Origin of the sequence: Allokutzneria oryzae (assembly GCF_042429765.1) — a bacterium.
Lineage (GTDB): Bacteria > Actinomycetota > Actinomycetes > Mycobacteriales > Pseudonocardiaceae > Allokutzneria > Allokutzneria oryzae.
Window position 1 is genome coordinate 395,862 of the sequence record NZ_JBHLZU010000002.1, and the last position, 14,205, is coordinate 410,066.

Genomic DNA, 14,205 nt, shown 5'->3' on the forward strand with positions numbered 1-14,205 from the left:
ACCGTTGCGGCGGCTGGAAGCGCTGCGCTGGCCGGGAACCGCTGCGGCGGCAGGGAAGTGCTGCGGCGGCAGGGAAGTGCTGCGGCGGCAGGGAACCGTTGTCGCACAAGCCGTTTCAGCGGGCGAGGGTGGCTTTCGCCCGCGCGGGGGACCCCCCGATTCCAGGATCGCCTAGCGCCTGTCCTGCAAGTGGCAACACCACCCTCCCTGGCACCCCCCACCGTTTCACGCGTTTTGTAGCCTTAACGCGATTTGGGAGCGCTCTTTCGCGCGTTTAGGTGACAAAACGCGATAATCCTGTGCGCGGGGGTGGCGGCACCTCGGGGCACCGGGACGTCTGGGGTGGGTGGGGATCCGGTCGGTGAACGGGGTTCCCGGTGTTCGCTCCGGGGTGGGGGAGCGAGCTGTGCGCGCGGAACGGCGGTCCCCGGTTGGTGCCGGGGACCGCCGTTGTCAGGCAGGTGGGTGGTCAGGCGCGGACGCGGTCCCTGATCCACTTGCCCGCTTCCTTGAGCACCGACGTGCCCGCGAAGGAGTTGCCGGAACAGGTGCCGGGCTTGAACACCGCGCCCGAGCGGTCGTCGTCGGAGAAGTTCCAGTTGACCCAGCTGATCTTCTTCTGGGCCATCAGGTCGATGTAGCGCTGCGACTGGGTGAAGTTGTTGCCGCCGTCGCCGGAGGCCTCCTGGGTGCCGAACTCGGTCACGAACACCGGGAGCTTGTCGGCCGCGCGGGAGAGCGTGCTCAGGTACTCCGAGCCGTGCGAGGCCGCGTAGAAGTGGAAGGTGTACATGACGTTGCCGAGGGTCAGCGGGTTGTTGGCGACCTCGCTCTCGTTCTTGCCGTAGGACACGCCGAACGAGGACCACGCCGGCGTGCCGACCAGGACGACCGCGTCGCTGTCCTTGGCGCGGATCACCGGGATGAGCTGCTCCGCGTAGCTCTTGATGCGGGACCAGGTGACGCTGTTGCCGTTGGGCTCGTTGGCGATCTCGTAGAGGATGTTGGTCTTGTCCTTGTGCCGCTCGGCGATCTCGGTGAAGAAGGTCTTGGCGCGGGCGAGGTTGTAGTTCGGGTCGCCCGGCGTGAGCATGTGCCAGTCGACCAGCGCGTACATGCCGCGCTTGGTGGCCTCCTCGATGTAGTTGTGGACCATGTCGGTGAACTTGCGCGGGTTGGTCTCGTAGCCGCCCTCCTGGATGTACATCGAGATCCGCAGGACGTCGGCGCCCCAGTCGTTGGCGAGCGCGTCGAGCGAGGCCGTCTTCAGGCATTGGCTGTACCACTGGAGCCCGTGCGTGCTCATGCCGCGCAGCTGGACCTGCTGGCCGCTGGAGTTGCACAGTTTCAGGCCGCAGACCCGCAGCTGGCCGTTGGCCGCGGCGAACGAGCCCGCGGGCAGCGCGGAGGACTCAGCGGCGCTGGCGGTTGCGGTGGCGACCGTGGCTCCCGGCACGAGCAGGGCTGCCGCGAGTGCCACGATCGTGCGAAGCGAATGCCGACCCATCACTTCTCCTCCCGGATCGGAAGTCGGTGCAGGGTTCACCGAGGGGCTTCCGGAGATGGCGCGGCGGCGGTGTGAAGCGAGGTAAATAGTTAAGTTAGTTTCCTAACAGTGCGGACGATGGTAGTGAGCCGGATCACTGCGAGTCAACCGGCAAAGGACCGTTTGACGGTCGGGTGCGTCCTGGGCCAGACTCGCGGTATGGAAACCGAGCTGGACGGGCTGCGGGTGCTCGCGCACCCCTTGCGCCTGCGCATCCTTTCCCTGGTCACCGGGGCGGCGATGAGCGCGGCCGAGGCGGCGCGGGAACTCGGCGAGAGCCAGGCCAACGTCAGCTACCACATGCGGCGGCTGCACGACGCCGGGTTGCTGGAGATCGCCGAGGAGGTCGAGATCCGCGGCGGCCGGGCCAAGCGCTTCCGGCACAACCACGACACCGGCAGCCGGGTGAAGGCGCGCGGGCGCGAGGACCACGTGCTGCTCGCCGCGACCATGGGCGCCGAGCTGCGCCGCAGGATGACGCACCGGGCGCTCGGCGTGCCGGGGGCGACCACCGACGCCGAGCTGTGGGTCGATCCCGAGGTCTGGCACCGGGTCCGCGACACCGTCATGGCGCTCGCCGGGGAGCTGCACGACGCCGCCCGGCCACCGCGCACCGAGGGCACCGTCCACGTCAACGCCACCATCGCGCTGTTCCAGATGGACGAGGAGTGACCTCGCCGAGAATGCGGGAACCCTTGCGGCACAGGCCGTTCCGGTTCCTCGTCGCGGGCAGGGTCGCCGTGCACCTCGGCAACGCGGTCGCGCCGATCGCGCTGGCCTTCGCCGTGCTGGACCTGACCGGCTCGGTGATCGACCTCGGCATCGTGGTCGGGGCGCGCTCGATCGCCAACGTCGCGCTGCTGCTCTTCGGCGGCGTGCTCGCCGACCGGTTGCCGAGGGCGCTGGTGCTCCAGGGTTCCACCACGCTCGCCGGGCTGACGCAGGGCCTGGTCGCGGCCGCCGTGCTCGGCGGGTTCGCCTCCATCCCGCTGCTGGCCTGTCTCAGCGTGCTCAACGGCGCCGCCGCCGCGACCTCGATGCCCGCCACGGCTTCCCTTGTGCCGCAGACGGTTCCGCCCGGGCTGCTGCGCCAGGCCAACGCGCTCGCCCGGATGGGCACCACCACCGCGACGATCATCGGGGCCGCTGCGGGCGGCATGCTGGTGGGCGTTGTCGGTCCCGGCTGGGGCATCGCGTTCAACGCGGGGACCTTCCTGGTCGCCTCGGCGCTGTTCGCCAGGATGCGGTCGGTCACCGCGCCCGTTCCGCCCTCGGAGCGGTCCCGGCCGCTCGCCGAGCTGCGCGAGGGCTGGCGGGAGTTCTCCTCGCGCACCTGGGTGTGGGTGGTGGTGGCGCAGTTCATGGTCGTCAACGCGGTCATCGTCGGCGCGACGACGGTGCTCGGCCCGGTCATCGCCGACGGGAGCTTCGGCAGGACCGCGTGGGGGCTGGTGCTGGCTGCCGAGACCGCGGGCGCGTTGGCCGGTGGGGTGATCGCCGCGCGGTGGCAGCCGCGGCGCGCGCTGTACGTCGGCGTCGCACTGACCGTGCTCGAAGCCGCTCCGCTCGTGGTGCTCGCGGAGGCGCCGACGGTGCCCTTCCTGATGACCACCATGTTCGTGGTCGGTGTGGTGATCGAGCAGTTCGTCGTCGCGTGGGACGTCGCGCTCCAGGAGAACGTGCCGCAGGACAAGCTCGCGCGGGTCTACTCCTACGACGCGCTCGGCTCGTTCGTGGCGATCCCGGTGGGGGAGATGGCCGCCGGGCCGCTCGCTCAGCACTTCGGGATGCGCGCGACGCTGCTCGGCGGCGCTGTGCTGCTCGTGCTCGCGACGCTGGGAGCCTTGTGCAGCAAGGAGGTCCGGGCTCTCACCAGCGTCCCGGCGAAGGTCAGCGACTGAACGCGCGGACCGACGCGACGACGAGGAGCGGCGGAGCACCCGCCGGGGCTGCTCCGCCATCCGTCCACATCAGAGCGCCGCGTCGTGGGCCAACAGCGCCACGTGCAGGGAGAGCATGGACTCCGCGTCGTCCAGTGAGATGCCGAGGATCTGCTCGATGCGCGCGAGCTGTTGGTAGAAGGCGGTTCTGGACAGGTGCGCGGCCCCTGCCGCCGCAGACTTGTTGCCGCCGTGCTGGCAGTAGTCCCGCAGCGTGTCGACGAGCCTCGTGCCGTGGAAGCGGTCGTGCGCCAGCAGCGCGGAGAGCTCCCGCTCCACGAACGCCCGCACCCGCTGGTCGGCGTGCATCAGGTGCATCAGCCCGCGCAGCCGCACGTCGGCCAGCCGGTGGAAGACGCGCGCGCCGCCCGAGCGCAGCGCCGCCTCCGCGACGTGGGCGGCCTCGGCGAGGCTGCGCGCGGCCTCCTGCGCCGCCGTGACCGTCGTGCCCAGCGCCACCACCACCGGCAGCGCCCACGGGGTGGCCGCGACGGTCCGGTGCAGCTCGTTGGCGAAGCGGTGCAGCGTCGGGTCGGTCTCCCCGGCCATCGGCAGCGTCAGCAGCGCGCGCACGCTGGTGTCGTCCACAACGCCCACCAGCGCGGGGATCCCGGCCCGGCGCGCCGCCGACGCGGTCACCTCCGACAGCTCGCGCAGCACCTCCTGGGTGGCCAGCGCGGGCGCGGGCGTCGCCGAGATCGTCGTGCGCGGGCGGACCGAGACCCCGACCAGCCGCCGGTCGGTGAGCCGGACCCCGAGAATGGTCGCCCTGGTGGCCAGGTCCGCGACCGCGACCCCCGGCGTGAGCAGGTCGATCAGCAGCGCGCGGTGGCTCTGCCGCTCCAGGCTCACGTCGTCCTTCGCCAGCAGGCGGTGCAACGCCAGCGCGGACGCTGCCCGCTCGGCGACGACCGTGTTCTGGTGGGACGGCCGCTCGGCGGTGCACAGCACGAGCCTGCCCCAGTTGTCCCCACGCGCGCCGACCATCGTCACCAGCCAGCCCGACTCCTCGTCGTATCCGGTGCGGGTGGCGGGCACGACCCCGGCCGACCGCCGCTCCCAGCTCGCGAGCAGCCGCGCGGGATCGCCGCCCGCCGCGTCGTAGGCCAGCAGGTGGTGGTCCAGCGACTCCAGAACGACCGGCAGCTCCGACAGCCGCGCCACCTCGCGCAGGATCTCCGCCGGACCCGCGCCGGAGAGGGTGAGCGCGGTGAAGATCTCGTGCACCTGCTCGGTCGCGCGCAGCTCGTTGACCTGGGCGCTGGTGATCGCCGAGACCACGGCCTCGGTGACCGAGACGAAGCGGGTCTCCTCGCCGAGGGTGACCAGCGGCAGCCCGTGCCGCTGCGCCGCGGTGACCAGCGCGGGCGGCAGCTCGGCCGGCCAGCGCCGGATCAGCTCCACCACCAGCCCGGCGACCCCGACCCCGGCCAGCTCGTCGATGTAGCGGGTCAGCCCGGCCTCGTCGCCGGGCAGGGCTATCCCGGTGGTCAGCACCAGCTCACCGCCGTGCAGCAGCCCGGCGATGTCGGCCACCTCGGCCACGTGCACCCAGCGGACCCTGCGTTCCAGCCCGGCCGAACCGGCCACCACCACCGGCCGTCCGCGCCGCAGCTCGGGCAGGGCGAGGACGTCCTCGACCGTCGGGTACATCCACACTCCATCTCCCGGGGACGACGAACCGGCCCAGCCTAGGTGCCGCCGCGCCCGCGCAGCGCGGGTCAGAGGTCCACTGGGGCGGGATTGGGATGTTCTCGCAACGGGAACGAACGGGGCGTGGAGCGCGGCGAGCTGTTCACCTTGGGCGTCGAGGAAGAGTTCCTGCTCGTCGACGCGGACACCAGGCAGCTGTCCTGGCAGGGACCCTCGTTGCTGCGCGCCGCACCGGACACCGGCGGCGACCTGCACGCCGAGCTGACGCGGTGCCAGGTGGAGTCGGCCACCCCGGTCTGCGCCACCGCGACGGAGGTCCTGGCGAGCCTGCGCGAGCTCCGGTCGACCCTGGCCGGCCAAGCGCGGCGGCACGGACTGCGCCTGGTCGCCAGCGGTACCGCGCCGCTGCGCGAGCCCGGCCCGCCCCGGCTCACCGCGAGCCACCGCTACCACCGGATCTCCGAGCACGCGGGCGCGCTCGCCATCGCCTCGCCGTGCTGCGGCTGCCACATCCACGTGGGCGTCGCCGATCCCGAGCTGGCGGTCCAGGTGGTCAACCACCTGCGGCCGTGGCTGCCCGTCCTGCTGGCGCTGAGCGTGAACTCACCGTGCTCGGACGGGGTGGACACCGGCTACGGGAGCTGGCGTTCCCTGACCTGGTCGCGCTGGCCGTCGGCCGGGCCGCCGCCGTACTTCGCCTCGTACGCCGCCTACGAGGAGACCGTGCGCGAGCTGCTGGCCAGCGGAGCCGCACTGGACCGGGGAATGATCTACTGGGACGCCCGGCTCTCCGAGGACTGGCCGACCGTGGAGCTGCGGGTGTGCGACGTCGCCCCGACCGCCGAGGAGGCCACGCTGCTCGCGGTGCTGACGCGGGCGCTCGTCGCCCGAGCGGTCCATGAGCTCAAGGCGGGGCATCGGGCGCCGTCGATCCCGCACCACTCCCTGCGCGCCGCGCTGTGGCGCGCCGCGCGCGACGGCGTCTCCGGGCAGGGCTACGACCTCGGCACCGGCCTGCTCGCGCCGATGCCCGCGTTGGTGCGGCGCCTGGTGGACTGGACGGCGCCCGTGCTGGAGCGGCACGGCGACCTGGGTTTCGTGGAGTCGGTGTTGCGGCACCTGGGGGAGATCGGCTCAGGGGCGCAGCGACAGCGCAGGGCGTTGGCCAGCGGTGGCCTGAAAGGCTTGGTGGACATGCTTTCGGCGCAGACCGAACCCGGCGCATGAGCAGGCTGAGCCCTTTGCGGTGCAAGTGGTTCGCCCGACGGCGAAGCGTGACCGCCAAGGTTTCCTCGATGACCGGGGCCAGGGGTACGTGTTCGATCGACACGATCGGCCGCGCACCGTGGTGCTCTCGGAGGACAGGTGGCACGTGGTCCGTGACGCGCGGGCACGGGAAAGTGGGAGAAGCTCATCGGCGGTAAGGGCGCCTCCGTCCGCATCGGAGCGAAAGCCCATGCGCCGCAAGCATTCTTCATGATTCGTTCGTCGCCGAACCGCCAAGGGTGACCTGGGGCACGATGGGGAACCGTTGCGCGGCAGGGACTCTCCGAAGACCGCACCGCCCTGCTCCACCTCGTGTTTCGGAGGATTCCCGATGTTCCTGCGCCGTTGTGCCGTCACCGCCGCCGCCACGCTCGGTGCGCTCCTGCTCGCCTCTCCCGGCGCGTTCGCCGGAGCCGGGGTCAAGACGTCCGGGACCGCCGGTGGTCAGGTCACCTGCATCGCCGAGGGGGTCACCGTGATCGACGCATCCTGCTCTGTCCGCGACACCAAGCACGACGGGCACTCCGTCGCGATGGAGTGGCGTTGGGTGAACAGGAAGGGTGAGGTCGTGAACAGTGGCGGTCTCGTCGAGAACCACGACGGCGTGGGCAGCGAGGTGTGCGAGAACTTCCGCTGGTTCTCCGATGACGGTGTGACGCTCCAGTTCCGCGCCGTGGTGCTGAAGACCACCAACGGCTTCGGCAAGTGGAAGACGTTCTGACGACCACCACGGGAAAGGACGCTTGTCGAGGGGCGTCCCGGGGGAGGGCTCAGCCGAGCCCTCCCCCTCTTTTCTGCTGGGAAGCCCGGCTCGGCGAGCATGTCGCCCTTGTCGGGCCGTGCTTTCGCCTCAGGCCGAATCCAGCGCATGAGCAAGGACACATCCGGGTTCTCCCGGCCATGGCAAAGGCATTGTGGCTCCCCGAAGAACAGTATTGGCATCTGTCCGAGGAGATCCGTCCGATGCGCGCACCCCGCGTTGTCCTCACCGCCACCGCCGTGGCCAGCGTCCTCCTGTTCGCCGCGCCGAACGCGCTCGCCGCGTCCGCGACCTCCGACGCCGTTGGTGGCGACGTGACCTGCTCGGTCAAGGGGGTCGGCATGCAGGACAGCACCTTCACCTGCGGTATCCGCGACACCAAGGCGGATGGTCACACCGCCGCGATGCAGTACCGCCTGCACTACAGCTGGAGCAACAACAACAGCGACACGATGCTGGCGAAGAACCAGAATGGCAACGGCACGACCGTCACCTGGAAGCAGGTCTACGCCGAGGGTGTCTCGCTGGAGTTCCGGGCGGTCGTCCTGCGCACCTTCAACAGCTACGGCGCGTGGAAGCGGCTCAACGGCGAGCGTGTGGCGGGAGGCTGAGCCCCGGGGCACCGGCCGCTCTTCCGCCGTGTCCGAAGTGGACACATAAGCCGGGTCGCAATTCGTCCACAGTGGAATCGTTGGGCCGTTCGGGCTGGCGCCGTGTGCGCGCGTGGCCTGGCTGGCGTGGTCGGCTTCTCGCGTTTTGGCAACTTAGCGCGCAAGAGAGCGCTCTCTTCTCGCGTCAAGTTGCCAAAACGCGATATGGGGGGCAGGCGGGGTGAGGGCGACGGGCGCACCGTGAAGGTCTACTTCCGGGCCGTGCGGCTGAAGACCTCCGCCAACTACGGGCCGTGGAAGACGATCGACAGCAGGATCGAGGCCTGAGCGGCAACTCGGCGGGGAGGGCTCGCGTTGAGCCCTCCCCGCCGCGCCTCACGTCGGAAATCCCGTAGCCGCGGGCTGTTCGTCACGGCGAAGACGCTGGAGAACGCCACCACCGCGCCCGCGATCATCGGGTTGAGCATGCGGAGCGCCGCGACGCTGTAGGCGAAGGCGCAGAACAGGTTCCCCCTTGATCGTGTCGAGGGTGCGGCGCGCCAGCCGGATCGCGTCCACCACGGCACGCAGGTCACCCGCCTCGATCGCCACGTCCCGGTGCCCATCGCCAGCAGGGACACCGGTACCGACAGCACCACGGCCGTGATCAGCCGGTGGCGCGGCAGTACCACCTCGCCGGCCCCGCCCTCCCCTTCTCCGTCAGGTTTGCGCACGAGGCCTCGACGGTGTCCCTTGTGGACGGTTGTGCTCATGGCCTCGGCTCTGTCACGCCAGTGCGTACCCGGCCTCGGTCACCGCCGCGCGCACGTCGCGGTCGGACAGCTCGGCGGCGCTGGTCACCGTGACCCGCCCCGTGGGCACGTCGACGTCGACCTTCTGGACGCCGTCGATCGCGGTGATCTCCTCGGTGACCGAGGCCGCGCAGTGGCCGCAGGTCATGCCGGTGACGGTGTAGTCGGTGGTGACAGTGCACATGGGATCTCCTCGGTTGGTCGTCAACCTGTTCGGTTACCGGTGTCGGGAGCAGATGGGCCTGGCGTTGGACTCGCGGATCTTTGCGTCCGTGCGCGTCCTGAACTCCCCGTTCGCACCGGCGGGGCGGCCTTGCCGGGCTTCGGCCGACACCGGGATTGATACCCATGGGGGGTATAGTTCGCAAGGATGCGTGACGCTGTTCACGCCGACTTGCCCGTCCGGGGCGCGCGGCGTATACCCCTAGGGGGTAGCAGTATCCAGGGAGAACGGGTGAGCGAGATGGACGGACAACACCACGGCGGCGGTCACCACGGCCAGCACGGGGACCAGCACCAGGGCGGTCACGGCGGTCACGGTCACCACGGGGACCACGGGGACCACGCGGCGCGGTTCCGCGACCGCTTCTGGCTCAGCCTCGCGCTCAGCGTCCCGGTCGTGGCCGCCAGCCACATGGTCGCCGAGCTGCTCGGGTACCACGTGCCGTCCTGGGCCACGTGGATCCCGCCCGTGCTGGGCACCGTGGTCTTCCTCTACGGCGGGTGGCCGTTCCTCACCGGCGCGGTCGGCGAGCTGCGCGCGCGGCAGCCGGGGATGATGACCCTGGTCGCGCTCGCGATCACCGTCGCGTTCCTGGCCAGCGCGCTCACCTCGCTCGGCGTGCCCGGCATCATGCTGGACTTCTGGTGGGAGCTCGCGCTGCTCGTGGTGATCATGCTGCTCGGCCACTGGCTGGAGATGCGGGCGCTCGGCCAGGCGTCCGGGGCGCTCAGCGCGCTCGCCGAGCTGCTCCCGGACACCGCCGAGGTGGTCCGCGCGGGCGGCGCCGTGGAGTCCGTCGCCCTGTCCGAGCTGCGGGTGGGCGAGGTGGTCCTGGTGCGCTCCGGGGCGCGGGTGCCCGCCGACGGCGTGGTGGTCGAGGGCAGCGCCGAGCTCGACGAGTCCATGGTCACCGGCGAGTCGCGCCCCGTGCCCAGGACCGTGGGCGAGCGGGTCGTCGCGGGCACGGTCAGCACCGACTCCGCGATCCGGGTCAGGGTGGACGCCGTGGGCGAGGACACCGCGCTCGCCGGGATCAGGAGGCTGGTCGAGCAGGCGCAGAGCTCGCGTTCGCGGGCCCAGGCCCTCGCCGACCGCGCGGCAGCGGCGCTGTTCTGGTTCGCGCTGGCCGCCGGCCTGGTGACGTTCGTGGTGTGGGCCGCGCTCGGGGACCTGACCGCCGCCGTCGAACGCGCCGTGACGGTGCTGGTCATCGCGTGCCCGCACGCCCTGGGCCTGGCCATCCCACTGGTGATCGCGATCGTCACCAAGCGCGCCGCCGAGGCGGGCATCCTGGTCTCCGACCGGCTGGCCCTGGAGCGGATGCGGACCGTGGACGCGGTGCTGTTCGACAAGACCGGCACGCTCACCAAGGGCCGCCCGGCCGTGACCGAGGTGACCGGTGACGTGCTCGCGCTGGCCGCGGCGGCCGAGGCCGACTCCGAGCACCCGCTGGCCAAGGCGATCGTCGCGGCGGCGGGCCCGGTCCCGCCCGCGCGGGAGTTCCGGTCGCTGACCGGGCGCGGTGTCGAGGCCCTCGTCGGAGACGTGCGCGTCGCGGTCGGCGGACCCGCGCTGCTGCGGGAGCGCGGACTCGAACCGCTGCCCGAGACGGCGGAGTGGTCCCGGCGCGGCGCGACCGTGCTGCACGTGCTGACCGACGGCGAGGTCGCCGGTGCGATCGCGCTGGCCGACGAGGTCCGGCCGGAGTCGCGCGAGGCGGTGGAAGCCTTGCGCGCCAAGGGAATCCGCGTGGTCATGATCACCGGTGACGCCCGGCCGGTCGCCGAGGCGGTCGCGGCGGAGCTCGGCGTGGACGAGGTCTTCGCCGAGGTGCTGCCCGCCGACAAGGACGGCGTGGTCACCGAGCTCCAGCGGCGCGGCAACCGGGTCGCGATGGTCGGCGACGGCGTGAACGACGCGCCCGCGCTGGCCAGGGCGGACGTCGGCATCGCGATCGGCGCCGGGACGGACGTGGCCATCGCATCGGCCGGGGTGGTGCTGGCCTCCGACGACCCGCGCGGCGTGCTGGTCGTGCACAGGCTGTCGGCGGCGGGCTACCGCAAGATGTGGCAGAACCTGGCGTGGGCCACCGGGTACAACCTGCTGACCGTCCCGCTGGCGGCCGGAGTCCTCGCCGGAGTCGGGTTCGTGCTGCCACCCGCGGTCGGCGCGGTGGTGATGAGCCTGTCGACGGTGGTGGTGGCGCTCAACGCGCAGCTGCTGCGCCGTGTTCGGGTGACACCGTAGGCGATCGGTAGGCGGGGGCGGTGACCCTCACGGCATGGGTGATCCTCGCCGTCACTTCGGGTCCGCCTCCTCCTACGCCACGGACGTGTCACCGCCCGACAGGTCACGGGCCGAGGCCGACGGCCCAGAGGTAGGCCTGGTGGACGACCTCGCGTAGCTCCGGCTCCGGCCACGGAAGGTGGCCGGGGTCGGAGGGCGCGGGGTCGATGCCGAGCACCTCGTCGACCACGCCCGCCACCCCCACCGGGGCGGGCAGCCCGAGGCGGGTGCGCGTGCCGTCCCAGGCCCGCGCGAGCTCCCCGGCCGCCGGGTCACCGAGGTCCGCGGCGACCAGGGCGGCCTGCAGCGCGGCGGCCATGCCGAACCGGAAGTGCGAGTGCCCGATCGCCGAGGCCAGCGCGTCCGCGAGCACCTCCCGCGCCCGCAGCGGCTGCCCGGTCCGGCGCAGCGCCTCCGCCAGCAGCGACTGCAGCCGCACCACCCGCGACAGCGACCTCGGGTAGAACCGCCGCAGCTGCCGCACGCTGTCCTCCAGGAACACCGCGGCCCGCTCCGGGTCCCTGGCCAGCAACGTCGTGCCGATCGCCCGGCGCGCGGGCTCCTGCTCCAGCGGTCCCCCTGTCGTCCCCAGCCGCTCGGACAGCATCGCGCACCAGCCCTCGGCGGCCTCGACGTCCTTGTGTCCCAAGGCGACCTCGACGCGCAGGGCGAGCTGTGCCGTGGAGATCCACAGGCCCCGCTCCGCCCGGTGCACCTCGTGCCTGCGGCACAGCTGCGCGGCCCGGTCGTAGCGCCCCCACGTCGCGTACACCCCGCCGCCCGCGGTCAGCGAGGTCGCCACGTCGTCGCCGGAGCCGGTGTCCAGCTCGGCGATCCGCTCCAGCATCCTCGGCGTCCCGTGCACCGCGGCCGGGTCGAGCAGGAACCGCAGGCAGCTCACCTCGAAGATCAACGCGATGCGGTGCTCGCGCGGCCGGTGCGCCGCCAGCTCCCGCCGCGCCGACGCCATGATCGACACCGCCGAGACGTAGTCCTCGCGCAGCCGCGCCAGCTGCGCCTCCTGGAACCGCAGCAGGCTGCGCACCTCGGGGTCGCTGTCCCACACCGTGCGCAGCGCGCGGTCCAGCTGCGCCTGCCCGTTGGCGATGTAGGCGCCGTGCACGTGCCAGAACTCGAACAGCTTCGCGACCAGCTCGTTGGACTGGGCGTTGCGGCCCCGCCGCTGCACGTGCGCCAGCGCGGAGTCCAGGTCGGCCACCTCGCGCCCCATCGCGCTGACCCCGGCGAGCCGGTCGCCGTAGGAGGGCAGCGCGTCCAGCTCCCTGGCCCGCAGCGTCCACCGTTGCGCGTGCCGGTCCCGCACCAGGACGGTCTCGTCGTAGTCGGCCAGCCGCGCTTCGGCGAACTCGCGGACCACGGTCAGCAGCCGGTAGCGCTGCCCGGGGAGGGCCTGGACCAGCGAGCGCTCCACCAGGTCGGCCAGCCGGGCGGCGAAGTCCAGCCCGTCCAGCGGGGCGCCCCCGCACACCGGCTCCACGTCGGCGAGCGCGAACTCGCCCCGGAAGACCGACAACCGCGCCAGCAGCCGCTGCTTCTGCTCGGTCAGCAGCCGGAACGACCAGCCGACCGCGCGCTCCATCGTCCGGTGCCGTGGCTCGCCCGCCGGGCGGATCAGCAGCTCGAGCCCGCCTTCGAGGCGCTCGCGCAACTGCCGCAGGCCCAGCGACGGCACCCGCGCGGCGGCCAGCTCCAGCGCCAGCGGCAGCCCGTCCAGCCGGTGGCAGATCGTGGCCACGTCCGCCTCGGCCTCCGCGCCCGAGGGCAGGGCTGTCCCGGCCCTCGCGCGGAACAGCACGATCGCGGGGTTGCTCGCGTCGAAGCACCCGGCGGCGGGCGCGGCCAGCGGGCCGAGGGCGAACACCCGCTCCGCGGGCAGGCCCAGCGGCTGGCGCGAGGTGGCGAGCACGGTCAGCTCCGGGCACCACGCGAGCAGCCGCTCCACCAGCGCGGCGCACGGTTCGGCGAGGTGCTCGCAGTTGTCCAGCACCAGCAGCAGTCGGCGGTCGGCCACCCAGGACACCAGTCCGGCGAAGACCCCGTGCACCCCGTCACCGGTCACCCCGAGCAGCGAGCCCAGGTTGAGGATGATCGCGTTGCCGTCCTGCAGCGGCGCGAGCTCGGCAACGGCGGTCCCGTGGTGCCCGTCGAGGTGCTCGGCGACATTCATGGCGAGGCTGGTCTTGCCGCAGCCACCCGGGCCGGTCACGGTGACCAGCCGGTGCTCGTCCAGCTCGGCGGCCAGCGCGCCCTGCTCCGTCTCGCGCCCGATGAGCTGGCTGGAGCGCGGTCGCGGCCCCCACCACCGCTGACGGTCGTGCGTCGGCTCGTGCTGGGAGCTCAGTATCCGCGCGTGCGCGTCCCGCAGGGCCTGGCCGGGGGACACGCCGAGATCCTCGGCGAGCCGGGCGCGCACGCGGTCCACCGTGCGCAGTGCGTTCGCCTGCTCGTCGCCTGCGGAGTACGCCAGCGCGAGGCACGCGTGCACCTGTTCGTCGTAGGGACGTTCGTCGGCGAGCGACTCCAGCAGGGGCACGGCGCGCTTCGGCTCACCGCAGCGGATCGCGACCTCGGCGAGCGTCGTGGTCGCCTCCACCCGCGCGCGCTCGACCCGCAACGCCGCAGGGGCCGCGTGCAGCGGCGCGGTCAGCCCGGCCAGCAGCGGGCCGCGCCACAGGTGCAGCGCGCGTTCGAGGCGGTCGAGCTGGTCCAGATAGGACTCACCGGGCGGGTTGGCGCCGACCAGCTGGACGAACTCGCCGATGTCACTGGCCTTCGGCGGCAGCCGCAGCAGGTAGCCGCCCTCGGCCAGCTCCACGGTGGCGGGCGCGCCGATCCCGCGCAGCCACCCGCGCAGCCGGGACACCGCGACCTGGAGGGTCTTGCGCTCCTGCTCCGGCGGGTGGCCGTCCCACAGCCACTCCGCGAGCTGGCCGCTGCCGACCGGCCTTCCGTCGGCGAGCAGCAGCGCTCCCAGCAGGTTCGCCTGTCCGGCGCCCCCGGGAGTGTGCGGCCGGCCGCGCGCCCAGACGGTCAGCGGCCCGAGCACGCCGAACCTGACCTGATCCGTCACGTGTCCCACCCATGAGCCGGTGCTGTGCCTGGTGACGC

At 72.3% G+C, this 14,205-nt stretch carries 11 protein-coding genes; 6 read left to right on the forward strand and 5 right to left on the reverse strand.

What is annotated here, in order from left to right:
* Positions 1 to 469: 469 nt before the first annotated feature.
* Positions 470 to 1,507 (reverse strand): glycoside hydrolase family 5 protein, encoded by a 1,038-nt coding sequence (locus tag ACFFQA_RS02235; RefSeq protein ID WP_377849828.1) that lies wholly within the window; start codon positions 1,505 to 1,507, stop codon positions 470 to 472.
* Between the two features lie 198 nt (positions 1,508 to 1,705).
* On the opposite strand from ACFFQA_RS02235, the gene ACFFQA_RS02240 reads away from it, so the two are divergent.
* Positions 1,706 to 2,218, forward strand: coding sequence for a helix-turn-helix domain-containing protein (locus ACFFQA_RS02240; RefSeq protein ID WP_377849830.1), 513 nt, complete (start codon positions 1,706 to 1,708; stop codon positions 2,216 to 2,218).
* An 11-nt stretch (positions 2,219 to 2,229) separates the two neighbouring features.
* On the forward strand, positions 2,230 to 3,447 hold the full coding sequence (locus ACFFQA_RS02245; protein WP_377849832.1) for an MFS transporter: 1,218 nt from the start codon (positions 2,230 to 2,232) through the stop codon (positions 3,445 to 3,447).
* Positions 3,448 to 3,516: 69 nt separating this feature from the next.
* On the opposite strand, the gene ACFFQA_RS02250 is transcribed toward ACFFQA_RS02245, so the two are convergent.
* Positions 3,517 to 5,139 carry a PucR family transcriptional regulator gene (locus ACFFQA_RS02250; RefSeq protein ID WP_377849834.1) on the reverse strand — a complete coding sequence of 541 codons (1,623 nt, stop codon included), beginning with the start codon at positions 5,137 to 5,139 and terminating at the stop codon, positions 3,517 to 3,519.
* Between the two features lie 123 nt (positions 5,140 to 5,262).
* Between ACFFQA_RS02250 and ACFFQA_RS02255 the strand changes: the two genes are divergently transcribed.
* The 3 genes from ACFFQA_RS02255 (at position 5,263) to ACFFQA_RS02265 (ending at position 7,776) form a co-directional block, all read left to right on the forward strand.
* The gene (locus ACFFQA_RS02255) at positions 5,263 to 6,366 is read left to right on the forward strand and encodes a carboxylate-amine ligase (RefSeq protein WP_377849836.1); all 1,104 of its coding nucleotides are present in this window, start codon (positions 5,263 to 5,265) and stop codon (positions 6,364 to 6,366) included.
* Positions 6,367 to 6,736: 370 nt separating this feature from the next.
* The gene (locus tag ACFFQA_RS02260) at positions 6,737 to 7,126 is read left to right on the forward strand and encodes a hypothetical protein (protein ID WP_377849837.1); all 390 of its coding nucleotides are present in this window, start codon (positions 6,737 to 6,739) and stop codon (positions 7,124 to 7,126) included.
* Positions 7,127 to 7,368: 242 nt separating this feature from the next.
* Positions 7,369 to 7,776, forward strand: coding sequence for a hypothetical protein (locus tag ACFFQA_RS02265; protein WP_377849838.1), 408 nt, complete (start codon positions 7,369 to 7,371; stop codon positions 7,774 to 7,776).
* 284 nt (positions 7,777 to 8,060) lie between these two features.
* Here the strand turns inward: ACFFQA_RS02265 and ACFFQA_RS02270 are convergent, their stop codons facing one another.
* Together ACFFQA_RS02270 and ACFFQA_RS02275 are read right to left on the reverse strand one after the other, a co-directional pair.
* Positions 8,061 to 8,489, reverse strand: coding sequence for a hypothetical protein (locus tag ACFFQA_RS02270; RefSeq protein ID WP_377849839.1), 429 nt, complete (start codon positions 8,487 to 8,489; stop codon positions 8,061 to 8,063).
* Positions 8,490 to 8,541: 52 nt separating this feature from the next.
* Entirely contained in the window at positions 8,542 to 8,751 is a 210-nt protein-coding gene (locus ACFFQA_RS02275) for a heavy-metal-associated domain-containing protein (protein ID WP_377849841.1), read from the reverse strand.
* Positions 8,752 to 9,030: 279 nt separating this feature from the next.
* Here ACFFQA_RS02275 and ACFFQA_RS02280 point away from each other — a divergent pair, with 279 nt between their 5' ends.
* Entirely contained in the window at positions 9,031 to 11,037 is a 2,007-nt protein-coding gene (locus tag ACFFQA_RS02280; RefSeq protein WP_377850205.1) for a copper-translocating P-type ATPase, read from the forward strand.
* A gap of 103 nt (positions 11,038 to 11,140) precedes the next feature.
* On the opposite strand, the gene ACFFQA_RS02285 is transcribed toward ACFFQA_RS02280, so the two are convergent.
* Positions 11,141 to 14,167 carry an ATP-binding protein gene (locus ACFFQA_RS02285; RefSeq protein ID WP_377849843.1) on the reverse strand — a complete coding sequence of 1,009 codons (3,027 nt, stop codon included), beginning with the start codon at positions 14,165 to 14,167 and terminating at the stop codon, positions 11,141 to 11,143.
* Positions 14,168 to 14,205: the final 38 nt, after the last annotated feature.